At 45.1% G+C, this 18,632-nt stretch carries 13 protein-coding genes; 7 read left to right on the top strand and 6 right to left on the bottom strand.

Going from position 1 to position 18,632, the window contains the following annotated elements; all coding sequences use genetic code 11:
- Position 1 precedes the first annotated feature (1 nt).
- From QMY49_RS08475 to QMY49_RS08465, 3 genes are all read left to right on the top strand, one after another.
- Entirely contained in the window at positions 2 to 1,087 is a 1,086-nt protein-coding gene (locus tag QMY49_RS08475; protein ID WP_005450690.1) for an efflux RND transporter periplasmic adaptor subunit, read from the top strand.
- Positions 1,084 to 4,191, top strand: a complete 3,108-nt coding sequence (gene vmeI / locus QMY49_RS08470; RefSeq protein WP_005450688.1) for an efflux RND transporter permease subunit VmeI — start codon at positions 1,084 to 1,086, stop codon at positions 4,189 to 4,191. Before QMY49_RS08475 ends, vmeI begins: the two co-directional genes overlap by 4 nt.
- Before the next feature lie 69 nt (positions 4,192 to 4,260).
- Entirely contained in the window at positions 4,261 to 4,821 is a 561-nt protein-coding gene (locus tag QMY49_RS08465) for a DNA-3-methyladenine glycosylase I (protein ID WP_258455346.1), read from the top strand.
- Here QMY49_RS08465 and QMY49_RS08460 read toward each other — a convergent pair.
- The 4 genes from QMY49_RS08460 to cls all read right to left on the bottom strand — a co-directional run bounded on the left by QMY49_RS08460 (position 4,818) and on the right by cls (position 9,995).
- Positions 4,818 to 5,678, bottom strand: coding sequence for a lipase secretion chaperone (locus tag QMY49_RS08460; RefSeq protein WP_283311006.1), 861 nt, complete (start codon positions 5,676 to 5,678; stop codon positions 4,818 to 4,820). The two genes, QMY49_RS08465 and QMY49_RS08460, sit on opposite strands and share 4 nt — an antisense overlap.
- Before the next feature lie 13 nt (positions 5,679 to 5,691).
- Positions 5,692 to 6,594: an esterase/lipase family protein gene (locus tag QMY49_RS08455; RefSeq protein ID WP_009698161.1), complete on the bottom strand. Its 903-nt coding sequence runs from the start codon at positions 6,592 to 6,594 to the stop codon at positions 5,692 to 5,694.
- Between the two features lie 280 nt (positions 6,595 to 6,874).
- Positions 6,875 to 8,080, bottom strand: coding sequence for a cystathionine beta-lyase (locus QMY49_RS08450; RefSeq protein WP_005450676.1), 1,206 nt, complete (start codon positions 8,078 to 8,080; stop codon positions 6,875 to 6,877).
- Positions 8,081 to 8,537: 457 nt separating this feature from the next.
- Positions 8,538 to 9,995 carry a cardiolipin synthase gene (gene cls, locus QMY49_RS08445; protein WP_005450675.1) on the bottom strand — a complete coding sequence of 486 codons (1,458 nt, stop codon included), beginning with the start codon at positions 9,993 to 9,995 and terminating at the stop codon, positions 8,538 to 8,540.
- Between the two features lie 372 nt (positions 9,996 to 10,367).
- Here cls and QMY49_RS08440 point away from each other — a divergent pair, with 372 nt between their 5' ends.
- The 4 genes from QMY49_RS08440 to QMY49_RS08425 all read left to right on the top strand — a co-directional run bounded on the left by QMY49_RS08440 (position 10,368) and on the right by QMY49_RS08425 (position 15,376).
- Positions 10,368 to 11,795 carry a sodium-dependent transporter gene (locus QMY49_RS08440; RefSeq protein ID WP_005450673.1) on the top strand — a complete coding sequence of 476 codons (1,428 nt, stop codon included), beginning with the start codon at positions 10,368 to 10,370 and terminating at the stop codon, positions 11,793 to 11,795.
- Between the two features lie 261 nt (positions 11,796 to 12,056).
- Positions 12,057 to 13,670 (top strand): methyl-accepting chemotaxis protein, encoded by a 1,614-nt coding sequence (locus QMY49_RS08435; protein WP_026000108.1) that lies wholly within the window; start codon positions 12,057 to 12,059, stop codon positions 13,668 to 13,670.
- Between the two features lie 49 nt (positions 13,671 to 13,719).
- Positions 13,720 to 14,412 (top strand): TIGR01621 family pseudouridine synthase, encoded by a 693-nt coding sequence (locus QMY49_RS08430; protein WP_047513565.1) that lies wholly within the window; start codon positions 13,720 to 13,722, stop codon positions 14,410 to 14,412.
- A 31-nt stretch (positions 14,413 to 14,443) separates the two neighbouring features.
- A complete protein-coding gene (locus QMY49_RS08425) occupies positions 14,444 to 15,376 on the top strand; it encodes a class I SAM-dependent methyltransferase (protein WP_005450667.1) in 933 nt (310 codons plus the stop codon).
- Positions 15,377 to 15,516: 140 nt separating this feature from the next.
- On the opposite strand, the gene QMY49_RS08420 is transcribed toward QMY49_RS08425, so the two are convergent.
- The gene (locus QMY49_RS08420; RefSeq protein WP_005450665.1) at positions 15,517 to 16,560 is read right to left on the bottom strand and encodes an FAD-binding oxidoreductase; all 1,044 of its coding nucleotides are present in this window, start codon (positions 16,558 to 16,560) and stop codon (positions 15,517 to 15,519) included.
- A 76-nt stretch (positions 16,561 to 16,636) separates the two neighbouring features.
- Positions 16,637 to 18,298 (bottom strand): hydroxylamine reductase, encoded by a 1,662-nt coding sequence (gene hcp / locus QMY49_RS08415; RefSeq protein ID WP_222325614.1) that lies wholly within the window; start codon positions 18,296 to 18,298, stop codon positions 16,637 to 16,639.
- Positions 18,299 to 18,632: the final 334 nt, after the last annotated feature.

Here is an 18,632-nt window from a genome sequence, read left to right as displayed (position 1 = left end):
CATGAAAGGAATCTTAGCTTTAACGACGCTTTGCTCTGCGGTATTGCTCGCTGGTTGTGGTGACAAAGGACCTGAAAGAGAACTAGAAACACCTCGTGTGAGAGTCGCTTCTCTGGAAGGAAAGCGAGTCGATGATAATCTTTATTTCCCTGCTATTGCCAATGCGGCTGACCGTTCGCATTTGAGTTTCCGTGTTGCGGGTGAGGTGAGCCGAGTGTTGGTGAAAGAGGGTGATAAAGTCATTAAAGGCGATGTCATTGCCACACTGGATCCTACGGATTATCAGCTTGATGTTGATAATGCTTCGGCACGTTTTTCCGTCGTCGATAGCCAGTATCGTCGCTCTGCACCTTTGGTGAAAAAAGGTTTATTAGCGAAATCTCAATTCGATGAGATTGCAGCACAACGTCAAATCGCACTTGCTGAATTGGAGTTAGCCAAACTTCGACTGTCTTTTACTCAACTTAAAGCGCCTGTTGACGGCATCATCTCACGTGTCAACGTTGACCAGTTTGAAAATATTCAAGTTGGGCAGTACATCGTGAACATTCATAGTGTTGATCGTGTTGAAGTGCTGATCCAACTTCCGGATCGCCTCTATGTCAAACAGCCGCCGACGTCGGAAAATCTTGCCAAAATTGATGCGGTGGTTCGTGTACCAAGTGGTAATGAATACAAAGCCCACATCAAAGAATTCACGACCGAACCAGATCCAGATACTGGCACATTTACCGTCACCTTATCACTGCCTATGCCAGAGCAAGAGTACATTCTTGACGGTATGGCTGTTGATGTGACGTCTAAAGATGAGAATGTTGGCTTGGAATTGAATGTTGGTATCAATGTTCCGATTGAAGCGATTTTCAATGCTGATGGCGATGATTTAAGCCGAGAAAACAAATTTGTTTGGGTGCTAAATGACGACAATACCGTCACTCGCAAGCAAGTACGAGCGGGCAAAGCATCAAAAACATCGGTTCAAATTCTTGATGGTCTAGAGCTTGATGACAAAGTCGTTGTTGCAGGTGTGGCTCGATTGAGAGAAGGCATGAAAGTGGAAGTGGTTAAGCAGGAGGCAACTCAATGAGTGAACAAAATAACGTTGCGCCTCAACAAGATGATGAAAACGTAACGGGTATTGCGGCGTATTTCATTAGAAACCGCGTAATCAGTTGGATGGTGTCGCTGATCTTCTTGATTGGTGGTGTTGCAGCGTTCTTTGGATTAGGGCGTCTTGAAGATCCAGCCTTTACTATTAAAGACGCAATGGTAGTGACCTCTTATCCGGGGGCAACGCCACAACAAGTGGAAGAAGAAGTTACTTATCCGATAGAGAAAGCGATTCAGCAATTAACCTACGTGGATGAAGTGAACTCCATTTCCAGCCGTGGTCTATCTCAAATTACAGTGACCATGAAAAACAACTATGGTCCGGATGATTTACCACAGATTTGGGATGAACTACGTCGTAAGGTTAATGACCTAAAAGGTACATTACCACCGGGTGTCAATGACCCATCGGTGATTGATGACTTCGGCGATGTATACGGGATTTTGCTTGCGGTAACTGGTGACGGATACAGTTATAAAGAGTTGCTCGATTACGTTGATTATTTAAGGCGTGAACTTGAACTGGTTGATGGGGTAAGTAAGGTCTCGGTATCTGGTCAACAGCAAGAGCAAGTGTTCATCGAAATCTCGATGAAAAAGCTAAGCAGTTTGGGGCTATCTCCGACAACCGTTTTTAACTTACTTTCGACCCAAAACGTAGTTTCTGATGCAGGTGCGATCCGTATCGGTGATGAGTACATTCGTATTCAACCTACCGGTGAGTTTCAAAGCGTAGATGAGCTAGGTGACTTATTGATCACCGAGTCTGGTGCACAAGGTCTGATTTTCTTAAAAGACGTTGCCGAAATTAAACGAGGTTATGTAGAAGTTCCAACCAACATCATTAACTACAATGGTGAGTTGGCGCTGAACTTGGGGATTTCATTTGCTCAAGGGGTCAACGTTGTTGAAGTTGGCAAGGCATTTGATCGTCGAGTTGCAGAACTGAAGTACCAACAGCCAGTAGGCGTTCAAATTTCAGAAATCTACAATCAGCCAAAAGAAGTAGATAAGTCGGTGAGTGGCTTCGTTATCAGTTTGGCTCAAGCCGTTGGTATCGTAATCATCGTTCTGTTGTTCTTTATGGGTTTACGCTCAGGTCTGCTTATTGGTCTGATCTTGCTACTGACTGTACTAGGTACCTTCATTTTTATGAAGTACTTAGCCATCGATTTACAACGTATCTCTCTTGGGGCATTGGTTATTGCTCTGGGTATGCTGGTGGATAACGCCATCGTCGTCGTGGAAGGGATACTCATCGGGACTCAAAAAGGACGAACGAGACTTCAAGCTGCGACGGATATCGTCACGCAAACCAAATGGCCGCTTTTAGGCGCGACGGTTATCGCTGTTACTGCTTTTGCACCAATCGGTCTATCAGAAGACTCGACGGGTGAGTACTGTGGTACCTTGTTTACCGTACTGCTTATCTCGTTAATGCTGAGCTGGTTTACCGCTATTTCGTTGACGCCTTTCTTCGCTGATATTTTCTTCAAAGGTCAGAAAATTAAGAGTGGTGAAGGCGAAGACAATGACCCATACAATGGCATCATCTTCGTTATGTATAAGAAGTTCTTAAGCTTCTGTATGCGCCGAGCGTGGTTTACTGTTGTTGTCTTGGTGGCAGGTCTAGCGGCGAGTGTTTACGGCTTCACCTATGTGAAACAAGCCTTCTTCCCATCTTCAACCACCCCTATTTTCCAGTTGGATGTTTGGTTGCCAGAGGGTACGGATATTCGAGCTACGAATGATACGCTGAAAGAACTGGAAGGCTGGCTTGCTGAGCAAGATCACGTTGAACATATCACTACCACCGCAGGTAAGGGTTTGCAGCGCTTCATGCTGACTTATGCCCCAGAGAAAAGCTACGCGGCTTATGGTGAGATCACTACGCGTGTTGAGAACTACGAAGCGTTAGCACCACTTATGGAGCGCTTTAGAGAGCACATCAAATCCAACTACCCAGAAATCAATTACAAATTGAAGCAAATTGAATTGGGTCCTGGTGGCGGTGCGAAGATTGAAGCGCGCATTATTGGTTCTGACCCAACGGTGCTGCGTACTATTGCTGCACAAGTGATGGATGTGATGTACGCCGACCCGGGAGCAACGAACATTCGTCACGATTGGCGTGAACGTACACAAGTGCTTGAGCCTCAGTTTAATGAAAGTCAAGCTCGTCGTTACGGCATCACTAAATCGGATGTGGATGATTTCTTATCGATGTCCTTCTCTGGTATGAATATTGGTTTATACCGCGATGGTACAACTCTGATGCCGATTGTTGCGCGTCTTCCGGAAGATGAGCGTATCGACATTCGTAACATCGAAGGCATGAAAATTTGGAGCCCAGCGCAGAGTGAATTTATTCCTCTACAACAAGTAACTATGGGTTACGACATGCGTTGGGAAGACCCAATCATTGTGCGTAAGAACCGTAAGCGCATGCTAACGGTAATGGCAGATCCAGATATCCTAGGTGAAGAGACAGCGGCAACATTGCAAGCACGTCTACAGCCGCAGATTGAAGCGATCGAAATGCCACCAGGTTACTCACTAGAGTGGGGTGGTGAGTATGAGTCATCAGGTGATGCGAAGGCGTCGTTGTTTACCACGATGCCGATGGGTTACTTGTTTATGTTCTTGATCACCATCTTCTTGTTTAACTCAATCAAAGAGCCTCTTATTGTTTGGTTGACAGTACCTTTGGCATTAATTGGTGTGACAACCGGTCTATTGGTGTTGAATACGCCGTTTGGCTTTATGGCATTACTGGGTTTCTTGAGTCTGTCGGGGATGGTACTGAAAAATGGTATCGTACTGCTTGATCAGATTGAGATTGAAATGAAGTCGGGTAAAGAAGCGTACGACGCAGTGGTGGATGCCGCAGTAAGTCGTGTGCGTCCAGTATGCATGGCTGCAATCACAACCATTCTAGGTATGATTCCTCTACTACCGGATATCTTCTTTAAACCAATGGCTGTAACCATCATGTTTGGTTTAGGTTTTGCGACCGTACTGACACTAATTGTCGTGCCAGTGTTGTATCGTCTATTCCACAAGGTGGCAGTGCCGAAGTAACGACTTAGTTTAAGTAACGTTCTAGAGCGCCTCTGGCTAACGTCAGGGGCGTTTTTATAAGGATTAAATATGGAACAGAATACGTGTGCATGGGCGATGAACCATCCACTTGAACGCGAATATCACGATACTGAATGGGGTGTGCCTGTACACGACGATACGGTATTGTTCGAATTCATCACGCTAGAAGGTGCGCAAGCCGGTTTAAGCTGGATTACGATTTTGAAAAAGCGTGAAGGTTATCGAGAAGCGTTTGAAAACTATGACTTAGATAAGCTGATTAAACGCGATGAAGTGCGTACCGAATTCATCGTTGAAAACTTCGACGTGGTTAAGCATCGCGGCAAAATTAATTCGGTATTCAGTAATGCCAAAGCGGCAAAGCAATTGATAGAAGAATACGGAAGCCTTTCAGCGGCGCTATGGCAATTTGTTGATGGCAAACCAATCGTGAATCACTGGACAGACATGAGCCAAGTGCCAGTATCGACAGAACAATCCAAAGCGATGAGTAAGTTCCTCAAAAAGAAAGGCTTTAAGTTTGTTGGTGAGACCATTTGCTACGCCTTCATGCAAGCAGTAGGTATGGTCGATGACCATATTGTTGGTTGTCCTAAAAAACTGAATTAGTTTTTAGATTTACTATCATGAATCCTTTCCAAAGCTTCTATGCGACGCCATTGGTTTTGCTCGAAGCTTTGTTCTCTTAATCCGGCTATTTCTGTTTTCTTTTCTTCTTCGCCGAGGAAATCATTGTTGATGATCTCCGCACGTTTCTCTAAATAATCGTTGAGTGATGCGTTAAACGAGGCTCGTTGTTCATCCAGAGCTTGTAGTCGTTCCGCGCCTTCTTCACCCACCAAATCAACACGAGCCAAATACTTCTCCTGTGCAGACATTTCTGAGGTCTGATTTAGTTCAATCACTAGCGCGTTGTTGCGCTCACTTTGTTGAATGTACTTAGGTTGAGAGGCGAGGTTTTCTTCAAGCATTTGTTGTTGAGAATCAGCGTCTAATTCGGTTTCTCGAATGGTGAGTTTATCTATTGCTAACTGGCGTAAGCGATTTTCTTCATCGAAAAGTTGAGCAATTTGTTCGTCAGTAAAAAACGCGCTTTGCATCGCTAAGATTGCGTCATTTAGCTGCTTCAGTTCGTTTAATGACAACGAATTTCCTTCGAACGGTTCTAGCTTGGATAGTGCTTCTTTGTATGCAAGATAGGTCTCGAACAGTTCTGCGCTGATACCCAGTGAATCTAGTTGTGATTCACCAGTTTTTACGTTGGCTTTGATTTCTTCAAGGCTTTGTTCTCCTAGACCGCTCAGAGTGTATTCAAAGAAGTCTTTTTGAGAAGAGAGATCAATACTGGTGTCCTGTTGTGACTGAGCTTTTATAAGTTGTGAAGGTGGAGACGATGGAAACAGATAAGCCGCTCCTACACCAATGAGTGATACGATGAATAAGGTGATGAGAGCGACTTTCTTCATAATGGCTTCCTTCTTATAGACCTTGCTGTTTTAGGCGGTTTGCATGTTGGCGATACAATGTGACTGGATCCGTTTCGAACAAATGATGGATACCTAGCAGCCCGTTGATTTCATCCAGATGATTCATTTTGTAATCATCACGAATCACTTTCCCCAAGTGAGTGCTGCACGTGCCCACGAGACCATCATTTGGACTATCAAACGCCAAACCTAAAACCACCATTGCGCCGTCTGTTGGATCAAACAGGTTGGTAAAGTTGGAAGAGCCAGTCCATGAGTAGTAATGCACACCGTTAGACGCCAATAGGTCTCCATCTCCACATTCACTGGTTGGAATGCCTTCAGGGTAATGCTGGTTGAACGCCAAAGAACCTTCGGTGGTTAGTGCCGCTAAGGAAGCTAGTGGGTCTTGGTCGAGATCAGTGCCACCGGAAAGTAGATTAATGAGAGTCACCAGCCCTTCTGCTAGCTTCACCGCGACACCTTCACTGATGGAACCTTCAGGAACCGTTCCACGCACAATATCAGCTACTTTTGATCCTTTGTTCACCCCTCCAATACTGGTAACGGACGCCACTAAATCTGGGCGTACAGAAGCAACATAACGTGTTGTTGGTCCACCATGGCTGTGCCCAATCAAATTGACCTTTTCCGCGCCTGTAGCAGCAAGCAACGTTTCTACTTGAGCCAAGAGCTGCTCTCCACGTGCTTCACTGCTGTTGGTTGCGGAGACTTGAGCGACATAAACCGTCGCGCCATCTTTCGTTAGAGCATGTGGGATGCCATAGAAGTAATCGACTCCGGCAAGGGAATCAAAACCAAATAAACCATGGACAAGTACGATGGGGTATTTGGTTTCTGTGTAACCACTGGCGTTGGCAGATGCAAAAGGTAGGGTGCTTAAAACGAAAAGCATTGTTGTTATGAATCTGAGTTTCAAAACTATCTCCTTGTGGTATGACCTCTTATGAGTTTTATAAAATAGGAGATAAGTTTTGCGGTTGAGAAGTTCGTTTGTGGCACATTGTTTTAATCTGTGATTACTCAAAAGAAAATCAACAGATTCAATTAACATAGGATTGATGAATATTAGAATGTTAGTTAATTCTAATTAAGACAATGAGTTAGTAACTCTATAATGAGAGGTAAAAAAATAGCCTCGCAGTACGAGGCTATTTAATAATTGTTCTGAATGCTTATAAAGAGGCTTCTTTTTCTAGCACTAATGCATTGTATCGAGCAAAGCCAGCTTCAAGATCGGCGATTAAGTCTTCTACATCTTCTAAACCAATGTGTAGACGTACCAATGTACCTTCGAAATTTGGATTCGCCACTGTGCGCAAGCTATTAAAGCTCTTTGGCTCGTTAGCTAAAATCAAACTCTCAAACCCGCCCCATGAATAACCCATGCTGAAGTGCTTCATACCATCCAACAATGCTGTGGTGGCTTTCGGGTACGAGCTTTTCAACACGAATGAGAACAGACCGTTACCACCAGTAAAATCGCGTTTATAGAATTCGTGACCCGGACAACTCTCTAGAGCAGGGTGACGAACGTGGTCAACTTCAGGACGAGCTGCTAACCATTGCGCGACTTTTAGGCTGTTTTCCGCGTGTTGGCGTAAGCGTACATCAAGTGTGCGAATACCACGCAGACCTAGATATGCATCATCAGGAGAAACACATTGACCCATTAGGTAGCTCTGCTCGCGTAGCTGATCCCAGTACTTCTCAGACGCAACCGCCGTACCCAGCATTACATCTGAGTGACCAACAATGTATTTGGTTGCTGCTTGGATAGAGATATCCACGCCGTGCTCGAATGGTGAGAAGTTCACCCCCGCGCCCCATGTGTTATCCAACATTACAATGATGTCTTGTTCGTGTGCAATGCTTGCTAGGGTAGGGACATCCATCACTTCCATGGTAATGGAACCAGGAGACTCAAGGAAAAGCACTTTAGTATTCGGCTGAATAAGGTCACGAATGCCTGCGCCGATCATAGGATCGAAGTAAGTTGTCTCTACACCCATCTTCTTCATGATGGTGTCACAGAAATCGCGAGTAGGTTCGTAGCAGGTATCCACCATTAAGATATGGTCGCCCGTTTCGACAAAAGACAAGATGGCATTAGAAATTGCCGCCGTGCCACATGGGTAAAGGGCACACCCTGCGCCGCCTTCGACCTCTACCATGGCATCTTGAAAGGCAAAGTGTGTGTTTGTACCACGGCGTCCGTAAAACAGGGTTTTATTTGTACGATTGATCATCGCTTGGTTTTTTTCTGCGACGGTATCAAACACTATAGTAGAAGCGCGCTGCACTGGTGGGTTTACCACGCCATTTGTCCACTTCTTATCACGACCTGCGGTAACGAGTTTGGTCTTTTTGCCTTCTGACATAAAAATTCCCTGTCTAAATTACGATTTTCAATATTTAAAACATGGACCAAGGGTGGTTTGCAAGGGAAAAGTAGAAATGAAACGACTCGTCAGAGCATAGAGCGAAAAACAGTGAGAAAGTGCAACAGATAAAGAAAACCGACAGCATAGAACTGTCGGTTTTGTAGAGATTTATTAGCTTTATACCCAAGTGACTTCAAGATGCAGGATTCAGAGCGTAGTCATTGATTCGAGGTCAAGGAAAACAACGCAGCGTAATAGCCAGCTCTTTCCAAGTTGTTTGACGCAGAAGTCGAGTCAATGACACGCTCCCAAAGGGCGAGTTGTCTTGGTTTGTATACTTTGTTGTCGATTCTTGATTTAGACCCACTAGACCTTTAAATCGCCGCCGCGTCTACAAACCAAGTCATTCTCGCTGAACCTAGCATCTCGAGGTTACTTGGGTATAACTCATTTGTTATAGCAATGGGTTAAATAGATAGAAAACACGTTCCAAGAAACGAGAGAAGATACTGCGCTTCTCCCATTCTTCTTTATCAACAGTGTGTGATTGTTGGATGTAGGTGTCCTGCAGCCACGACATTTGCTTGGTGAACTCTTCGTCATCTACTGCCAGAGTTACCTCAAAGTTGAGCCACAAGCTGCGCATATCCATGTTTACCGTGCCGACCAGACAGAATTGATCATCAATCACCACCGATTTAGTGTGCAATAAACCGCCATAGAATTCGTAGATTTTCACACCAGCAGCCATCAGCTCACTGTAGAAAGCTCGCGATGCCCATTGCACCATCATGGAATCGTTTTTGTGCGGGATGATCAGCTCAACATCGATGCCACGTTGTGCGGTCATTTTTAATGTTTCGAGTAAATCAGAGCTTGGCACGAAGTAAGGCGTGGTGATCCTCACCGAGCGATTCGCTTGGTTGATCGCCAAAGTCAGTACTTGGTAAATCAAGTACTCCGGCATCCCCGGACCAGACGGAACCACCTGAATTGGATGTTGAAACTCATCGCTGTTGTCAATGCGGCACTCTGGGTGTTTAGGTAACTGACGTTCACCTGTTTCTACTTCCCAATCCCAGCAGTGAATGGCACTTAGCACGTTGACCGTAGGACCGGTAATTCGCACCATGATGTCAATCCACTGACCAACACCACTGCTTTGTTTAAAGAAAGCAGGGTCGACCAAGTTCATTGAGCCTGTATAAGCAATTTCGTCATCAATCACGATGATCTTACGATGCTGACGCAAGTCCAAACGGCGCAGGAAGATACGCCACATTTTAACTTCCAATGCTTGTACTACATCGATGCCCGCATCCTTCATCATCTTATACCAATGACTGCGGAAGAAACGCGGACTACCAGCAGAGTCAAGAAGCAGTTTTACGTCTACGCCACGTTTTGCCGCTTGAATCAGTGCAGAAGCGACTGAATCGGCTAAGCCTCCTGGGTGCCAAATGTAGAACACCATTCGAATGCTGTGCTGTGCGTTTTCGATATCTTCAATGATGGAATGAAGGATCTCATCCGGTGATTGCTGAAGTGAAAGTGTGTTACCACTTAATGCAGGAAGACCCAAACGGTTGTTACATAGCTCATCAATGCGATAGATATGACGCCCCATTGCTTCTGGAACATGCGCGTTACAATCATTTAACTGAGTGAACCATTGTTGGAACGGTGTGAACATCACTTTAGCCCGTTCTGCACGTTTTCGACCAAGGTTAAGCTCACCAAATAAGAAATAACAGGCAACGCCAAGCACTGGCAGGATGTAGATGATCATCAGCCATGCAAGAGAGACGCTAACAGCGCGACGTTTTAATACGACACGAATAGTAACACCAGCCACTAGGAACCAATAAAGCCCGATGCTAGCTAGGGTGAGAAAGTGATAGAACTTGTCCATATACGCCAAAAGTAATAAGCCCAACATGGATATTAAGCGGAAATGACGTAACGGGAAACTATTTTCATACCAACACGGTTAGGTGATTTTATGTTGTGAAATAGATTTTATAACGGGGTAATGTGTTACTAAGGTGTGAAAAGTTGGATGAAATTTTAACTTTTGCGCAAAAAAGCAGCATTTAGCGTGAACAATGATACATTTGCGCGATAAATGTGCTATTCGGGGTTCCAATTTTAAAGTTAAACTGCTTTACTTGCCATACATAGAGCGTCACACAAACATCTTATAAAGTGTACATTAATGTTTACACGAACATATTCTAGACGCCTATCTCTATGCAAACACAACAAAACATTTTGGAGAAAAAGCGTGGCTACAAATACAGCAGCACCACGTGATACGTGGGGGTCTAAACTAGGCTTCGTAATGGCAGCAGCGGGTTCCGCTGTCGGTTTAGGCAATATATGGAAATTCCCTTACACAGCTGGTGAGAGCGGCGGCGGTGCGTTCGTTGCAATTTACCTTTTGTTTGTTATTTTTATCGGCTTTAGCGTCATGCTTACTGAGTTCGCTATTGGTCGTAAGACAGGTCTTTCAGCAGTAGGTGCTTTCAAATCGACTGATCGTCGTTGGACATTTACGGGTGTTATCGGCGTACTGAGTGGTCTATTGATCATGGGTTTCTACCCTGTAGTAGGTGGCTGGGCGTTAGCGTACATCTTTAAAGTAGGCGGTGGTCTACTAAGTGCTCCTGAAGCAATTGGTGACAGCTTCGGCGGCTTCATTTCTGATCCAGTTCAACCGCTAATGTGGATGGGTGTTTACCTGTTCCTAAACATCGTTATCGTAATGAAAGGTATTTCTGGCGGTATCGAGAAAGCGGGTAAAATCCTAATGCCTCTTCTATTCCTTATCCTGATCGTTGTATCAGTGAAAGGTCTGATGCTACCGGGCGCAATGGCAGGTCTTGAGTTCCTGTTCATGCCTGACTTCTCAAAAGTAGACAGCAATGTCGTTCTAGCGGCGCTAGGTCAGGCATTCTTCTCTCTAAGTCTAGGTATGGGTTGTATGATGACATACGGTTCTTACCTGAAGAAGAAAGAGAACCTAGTTCAAACAACCGGTATGGTTACGGCAATGGACACAGGTGTTGCAATCCTAGCGGGTGTAGCTATGTTCCCTGCAATGTTCGCATTTGGTATGGAGCCAGCAGCAGGTCCAGGTCTAGTCTTCGTAGTTGTACCTCAACTGTTTGCTGAAATGGGCGGCGTAATTGGTCTTCTATTTGCTCTGATGTTCTTCATTGGTCTTACTGTTGCGGCACTGACGTCTTCTGTATCTCTACTAGAGGTAGTTGTTTCTTACCTAATCGATGAGAAAGGTCTGAAGCGTTCAACAGCAGTACTGTCTGCGAGCGTCGTAATGGCAACACTATGTGTGTTCGCGTCACTGTCACTTGGTGGTGTTGGTCCAACTCTATTCGGTACGGGCGCATTTGATATCTTCGACCTACTAACAGATAAGATCTTCCTAGCGGTCGGCGGTATGTTGGTATGTATCTTTGCAGGCTGGCGTCTAAACCGTGCTGACCTTGAAAAAGAGATCACTAACGATGGTAAAGTTTCTTTCCCTCTATTTGGTCTATGGTACAACCTAGTTAAATACGTAATCCCAGTCGCTATCGCAATCGTAGCTTTCATGGGCATCAAGTCTGGTTTCGACAGCGGTAAAGGCGAAATCATGCTACTTGGTATTGGTATCATTGCCCTCGCAGGTATCTTTTCTAAGAAGCTATAAGCGAGAAGTATTCAGCTAAATTCAAAAACTAATAAACGGGAGTCTTCACAGGCTCCCGTTTTTTATATTCATTATTTATAGGATTGAGTGAATTCATATTAATAATGGGTATTAATTGTGAGACGACTCGCAAAGAGAGCTGGATCACAAAAATAAGTGTTAAAGTTGCAGTTGAACGTTCCGATAAGCCTTACAAAGCATGTGTAAATATGTGGATGAACTAAGTTAGAAAATAGAAGACAAGGGTAAGGTAGGTTATTAGTGACAATGTCTGTTCGTAAAAAACTGTACGCGAGTTTTGGTGCAATCTTAGCAATCATGCTGGTGATGATTGGAATTATCACATTAGAAGTATTGAACTCGCACGAAGTGGCTGACGAGGTGAGAACGGACGATGTTCCTGAAACTGTTCAGTACTTAATTTTGATCGATGAAGCAGGTGATGTTTATCGTGATGCATTAGGTAGCATCGTAGGTGTATCGGGTGCTCAGGCGGAGTACCAAGTAAATAAACAAGAATTTGCAGCAGCGATTGCTGAAGTCAAACTTTTGGAAACGGTTGGTGGCGAAGATTACCGTAATGTTGAAAAAGTTGAACGTTACATGAGTAATTTCACTCGTGACTTTGAGTCGCAAATTTTGACTAATCTTGGTCTAGAAAACGTTGAAGAGAACGTGGCGCGCCTTCGCTCTCTTTATGACGCTAACCTAGCGCCGATTGAATCTATCCTTGATGCGGCATCAACGGATGGTCGCCAAAGTACCAGTGAAGCGCTACTGGACCTTTCGGATTCGTTTAATAGCATTGAACTGACGATTTATGTGCTTGGTTCGATTGCGCTGATTGCAACAGCCGTTATTGCGTACTTGTTGTCCAACTCAATTACTCACCGTTTGAGTAAGCTCGATGAGTTAGCGCAACGTGTCGCGGAAGGCGATTTAACGGTAGAACCGATTGAAGATAAATCGGGTGACGAGTTGGCTAACCTAGCGACTTCTCTAAATAAGATGCAAGCATCATTGACTAGCCTTATTGGTTCGATTTCGCTCGTATCGGAAGAAGTGAAATCGGTTACCGGCGAGCTGTCAGTTGTGAGCCAAGATATTGTGTCGGGTGCAAGTAGCCAATCTGATAAAGCAAACTTGATTGCGACTGCGGCAGAAGAGTTGAGCTTGACCATTTCTCAAGTTGCAGAGCAAGGTGCTGCGACGTTTGAAGAAGCACGCAAGTCGGAATCAACCGCTGAACAAGGTCGCACCGTGATTGTTGAGATGGTGGAGAGCATTCAACAGGTATCACAGCAAATGTCGGATATGTCGGTGCAGATGAACAGCCTAGGTTCTCATGGCGAGAAAATTGGCGCGGTTATCAAAGTGATCGAAGACATTGCCGAGCAGACGAACCTGCTGGCATTGAACGCGGCAATCGAAGCGGCACGTGCAGGCGAGTTTGGTCGTGGCTTTGCTGTGGTTGCCGATGAAGTACGCGCTCTGGCTGAACGCACAACGAAGGCAACACAAGAGGTCGGTGAGATCATCCAAGCGATTCAAGTCGGCACTCAAGAGGCAGTGACTTACACGGAAGATGGCTGTCGTTTGGTTGAAATTGGCGTGAGTCAAAGCTCGGGAGCGGTGAACTCACTGGAAGAAATCGTTTCTGGTGCGGCTCATGTTCAAAGCATGGTGAACTCAATCGCGACAGCAGCGGAAGAGCAAACCGCAGTGACGAAAGAAATTGCGGCTGACATTACATCGATCAGCGACATCTCAAACCGTTCATTACAATTAGCGAATGACAGCTCGCAAAGCGTAGAAGGTCTGAACCGTAAAGTTCAAGAATTGGAAGCGCTGGTGGGTAAGTTTAAGCTCGCCTAATTGCTTAGAATCGGTATACTTCTGGCTCCAAACGTGGAGCCAGTTTTTTATGTTCGACATTCTACACACCCATCCAGATTTTCTGATCATCAATAAACATCCCAACGTCTCAGTACATAAGGACGATGGTGAAACTATGTTGCTGCAAGAAGTAGCGAAACAAAGTGGTGATGAGCAGTTGTATCTTATTCACCGCCTCGACAAAATGACGTCTGGAATTTTGCTTTTGGGTCGCAACGCAAAAGCAGCAAGCGCGTTGTCGCAAGCATTTGCAGATCGTGAAGTCGAGAAGTTCTATCTTGCGATTGGTTCGAAAAAGCCTAAGAAGAAGCAAGGGCTGGTAGTGGGGGACATGGAACGCTCTCGTCGTTCTTCATGGAAACTGGTCAACAGCAAAACGAATCCAGCGATTACCCAATTCTTTTCTCTCGCTGCAGAGCCGGGAGAGCGCCTGTTTTTATGCAAGCCGCATACTGGCAAAACACACCAAATTCGTGTGGCATTAAAATCCGTTGGTTCGGGTATTGTTGGTGATCCTATTTATAATGCAGGTAATGACGCTGACCGTGGTTACTTGCATGCATTTTCATTGTGTTTCCCGTATCAAGATGAAACACACTGCTTTGTTTGCGATCCACGCGAGCATAAAGCGCTTGGCAGTAAATGGCACAATGAAATTGTATCCCAAGGTATCGACACTTGGCTTTCTCCATGGGAACTGAACTGGCCTACGATCAAATAACCATTACAAAGAAAACGAATAAGAGAATTCGATGCAAGCATCACAACTTCCGCTGTTTTTCCAGCATCTAGAAGCGGAGCTAACACAAGCTCCCAATGAAATTCGCCGACTGTTCCACGGTCGCGGTCGCCGCTTCGAAGGTTTAGAGCAAATCACATGTGATTGGTTACAAGGTCAGTTGATCATTAACCTATTTAAAGAAGTCGATGAGACGTTTGTTTCTGAATTAAAAGCTGGTTTAAATACGCTTTCTGAATCTGCTCTGTGGGCAGAGAAACAGGGGCGCACTATCGTGATTCAACACCGTTATGCTGACGGCGCACCTTCAGAAATTCTGTTGGGTGAGCTAGATGCTCGACCTGTGGTTGAAGAAAGTGGCTTGAAGTACCAGCTAGATATCGGTCGTAACCAGAACTTCGGTTTGTTCCTTGATATGCGCTACGGTCGTGATTGGGTTCGTGAAAATGCCAAGTACAAAAATGTACTTAACCTGTTCGCTTATACTTGCGGCTTTTCTGTGGCGGCTATTGCTGGTGGTGCCGATAAAGTCGTAAACGTGGATATGGCAAAAGCGTCGCTTTCGAAAGGTCGTGAGAACCATAAACTGAATGGCCATAACATCAACCAAGTGAGCTTTATGGGGCACGACATCTTTAAGTCGTGGGGGAAGATCAAGAAGTCAGGTCAGTACGATATGATCATCATTGATCCACCATCATTCCAAAAAGGCAGCTTCGCGTTAACGAAAGACTACAAAAAGATTCTACGCCGTTTGCCAGATTTGCTAGCAGAAGGTGGACAAGTTCTCGCGTGTGTAAACTCGCCATCGGTGACCAGCGATTTCTTGATTGAAAGCATGAAGGAAGAAGCGCCTGAGCTGACATTCCGTGAGCGTTTGGACAACCCACCAGAGTTTATGGATGTAGATAGCGAAGCCGCACTGAAGGTTCTGCTGTTTAGCTGAGTTTAAAGCGAGGTTCCCAGCTCAGTCGTTTCTCCTTATAGAGAATCTCTATCAAATGCTTCGCGTCTTGGTAGAATTACAGTCTTCGATAAACAAAAAGCGCCGAGTACGGCGCTTTTTTAATGTTTGTATCAACCGCTTTAACCAATCTGAACTTCGAGGTCGGATTCAATCGTCGAAGAACAGGCGAGTACATAACCTTGTTCAATTTCTTCCGGTGTTAATGTTTCAAGGCTGGTTGAAGAAACACTGCCTTTGCGAACCTTACACTTACAAGAGCCACAAATGCCACTTCGACAAGCGACGATCAACGGTAACCCTGCGCCTTCCAACACATCAGCAAGGACTTGACCTTTTTGTGCATCAATCGTTTGAGCAAAATCGGGGACTGACACACTTGCCGTTTCATCTGACACTTCAGTTTCTTCACTTGCTGCTGGTGTAAAGCTTTCTTGGAAGAAGTTAGCCATATCAAAGCCAAGCTCGGTCAAATAACCTTGAACATCGAGCATGAACTGGTTTGGACCACATAGATAAACCGTGCGCTGATTAAAATCTGGGACCAACTCCTGAAGCCATTCCTTACTGAGTCGACCTTCAGGGTACTGGGTCTCACCGCGATTTTTTAGTAACAGCTTCAAGTTAAAATCTGGGTAAACTGAGTGGTAAGTCTCTAGCAAATCAAAGTAAATCGTTTCTGGTTGAGAGCGAGCGATATGCAGAAATTCGATATCCACTTCTTGATCATTGCTCAGCCATTGTTTTGTCATCGCGAATACGGGAGTGATGCCGCATCCAGCACTGATCAGCAGGGCTTTCTTTTTACCATCTAGCGTGATTGGTGGATGGTCAACACAGTTGAAATCACCCGTTGGTGGAAGAGCTTGAACTGTATCTCCAATCAACAGTTTATCGATGATGTAGTTTGATACCTTCCCGCCGTCGACGCGTTTAATGGTCAGTTGTAAGCAATCATCGCCGGAAAGGGAACTGAGTGAATAGGCTCGGAATTCCATCTTGCCATCGATTTCAATGCCAAGATTTATGAACTGACCCGCTTTAAATTCAAACAAAAGCGATTCAGATAAGTCTGCCAGCTTGAGGCTCACTGCATCGGCAGTCTCGTGATATTTATCTACACAGCGTAAGGTGACAGGTTGACTGCCTTGCCATTCAAAAAACATAACAATCTCTTTGGTTGTCGAGTACTCAATAGATAAAAGCGCCCCCAATTAAGGAGGCGCGTGATAAGCAAGGTGATTACGCTGCTAGGATAGTTTTAAGGTCATCTTGAACATTACCAATGCTGCGCATATCGAACTTCTCTTGGATAATTGCAATCAGGTTTGGCGTCAAGAATGCAGGCGCTGTTGGACCTGTGTAGATGCCTTTTACGCCCAGTGCGAATAGCGTAAGTAGGATCACAATCGCTTTTTGCTCGAACCAAGAAAGAACAAGCGTAAGAGGAAGCTCGTTGATGTCGCAGTCGAATTCTTTCGCAAGGGCTAATGCCAGCTGAATTGCTGAGTATGCATCGTTACATTGACCCACATCCAATAGGCGAGGGATGCCATTAATATCGCCAAATGTATTCTTGTTAAAGCGGTATTTACCACAAGCCAGCGTTAGGATTAGCGTATCTTCTGGTGCTTCTGCAGTGAAGTCTGTGTAGTAGCTACGTTCTGCTTTGTCGCCATCACAACCACCTACTAGGAAGAAGTGTTTGATGTTGCCTTGTTTCACTTGGTCGATAACCGCAGGAGCCGCGTTCATCAGTGCGTTACGTCCAAAACCAACCGTGATGTTGTGCTCGATTTCATCGTGTTGGAAGCCTTCTTGTGCCAATGCACACTCGACTACTTGGCTAAAATCATCACCTTCTAGGTGAGCGACACCTGGCCAACCGACAATGCTACGAGTGAATAGACGGTCTGCGTACTGACCCACGTTCGGGTTCAATAGGCAGTTTGAGGTCATCACAATCGCGCCAGGGAAGTTGGCGAATTCTTTCTGTTGGTTCTGCCACGCGCTGCCGTAGTTACCTACTAGATGAGGGTATTTCTTCAGCTCTGGGTAGCCGTGTGCAGGCAGCATCTCACCGTTAGTGTATACGTTAATGCCTTTGCCTTCTGTCTGTTGCAAGATTTTTTCTAGGTCGTGAAGGTCATGACCAGAAACAAGAATACATTTGCCTTTGACTGGCTTAACGTTAACGGTTGTTGGCTCTGGGTGACCGAACGTAGCTGTTTCACCGTGATCCAGCATTTCCATCACTTTGTAGTTCATAAGACCAATACGCATTGAGCAATCTAACAGTTCGCCTAGATCTTCAGGGTCAGTACCCAACCAAGCCATGATTTCGTGGTATTCGGCGAAGATGTCATTGTTGGTTTGCTCAAGTACGCGTGCGTGTTCCATGTACGCAGCTGCACCTTTTAGACCGTATAAGCAAAGCAGACGTAGACCGATAACGTCTTCGTGTACTTGTTCTTTACCGCGGTTTACCGCAACTTGAGGAGCAAACGCCAAAATTTCCTCTGCGCTGTTTGGCAACTCGAAGTTCGCTACATCAGGAATGTTCACTAGCACTTCATCTGCAAGAGTTGCTGCTGTCGTCGCTTGGTCTTTTAGCTGCGCTTTGTAAGTGGCTGCTTGAGAAGTCAGTTCAAGGATACGTTCTGGATCAAAGTTTACGTTGGTCAACGTAGAGAAGAATGCTCTTGGAGCCCACTGGTTGATTTCATCATTGATGATATTGAATTCAAGCGCGCGTGCTGCCCAAAAAGAAACCCCTTGCAAAGTGTAAACCAACACGTCTTGTAGATCGGATACCTCTGAAGTTTTGCCACACATACCTTGTGCGAAAGAACAGCCTTTTACAGCCGGGGTTTGGATTGTCTGTTCACATTGAATACAGAACATATTGGGTTCTCCAGTGATTGTAGTAATAGTCGTTTTGTTTTCTCCAATAGAGCAGAATGCGTGCCAATAATTATCTCTTTGATTTTTAACGGCTTTATGTTTTTTTGAGTATGTCGATGATGTGATTTTTACAACGTAACTGATGTGTAAATTACAACGGTGTATTTGAATTGGTGATAAAAGCGACGCGCGATAAACGTTTTAACGGACGATAGTAGAAGTGCTTGTTAAACAGGAGATAAGTTATTGCGGTTTTGTGGAGGCAAGAGATTCCCGATTACGCTCCTTCGTCGCTGTCGGGAATGACGCAATAAGGCAACCGAAAACTTGATGA

The organism is Vibrio harveyi, assembly GCF_030060435.1.
GTDB lineage: Bacteria > Pseudomonadota > Gammaproteobacteria > Enterobacterales > Vibrionaceae > Vibrio > Vibrio harveyi.
Note: the sequence above shows the minus strand (reverse complement) of the source record. Positions and strands in the feature narration are given on the sequence as shown.

Bases quoted from the DNA above. Each gene is read 5' to 3' on its own strand.
- hcp (WP_222325614.1), bottom strand. From the start codon at position 18,298: ATGTTCTGTATTCAATGTGAACAGACAATCCAAACCCCGGCTGTAAAA.
- QMY49_RS08450 (WP_005450676.1), bottom strand. From the start codon at position 8,080: ATGTCAGAAGGCAAAAAGACCAAACTCGTTACCGCAGGTCGTGATAAG.
- QMY49_RS08475 (WP_005450690.1), top strand. From the start codon at position 2: ATGAAAGGAATCTTAGCTTTAACGACGCTTTGCTCTGCGGTATTGCTC.
- QMY49_RS08425 (WP_005450667.1), top strand. From the start codon at position 14,444: ATGCAAGCATCACAACTTCCGCTGTTTTTCCAGCATCTAGAAGCGGAG.
- QMY49_RS08430 (WP_047513565.1), top strand. From the start codon at position 13,720: ATGTTCGACATTCTACACACCCATCCAGATTTTCTGATCATCAATAAA.
- vmeI (WP_005450688.1), top strand. From the start codon at position 1,084: ATGAGTGAACAAAATAACGTTGCGCCTCAACAAGATGATGAAAACGTA.
- QMY49_RS08455 (WP_009698161.1), bottom strand. From the start codon at position 6,594: ATGCTTTTCGTTTTAAGCACCCTACCTTTTGCATCTGCCAACGCCAGT.
- QMY49_RS08465 (WP_258455346.1), top strand. From the start codon at position 4,261: ATGGAACAGAATACGTGTGCATGGGCGATGAACCATCCACTTGAACGC.
- QMY49_RS08420 (WP_005450665.1), bottom strand. From the start codon at position 16,560: ATGTTTTTTGAATGGCAAGGCAGTCAACCTGTCACCTTACGCTGTGTA.
- QMY49_RS08460 (WP_283311006.1), bottom strand. From the start codon at position 5,678: ATGAAGAAAGTCGCTCTCATCACCTTATTCATCGTATCACTCATTGGT.
- cls (WP_005450675.1), bottom strand. From the start codon at position 9,995: ATGGACAAGTTCTATCACTTTCTCACCCTAGCTAGCATCGGGCTTTAT.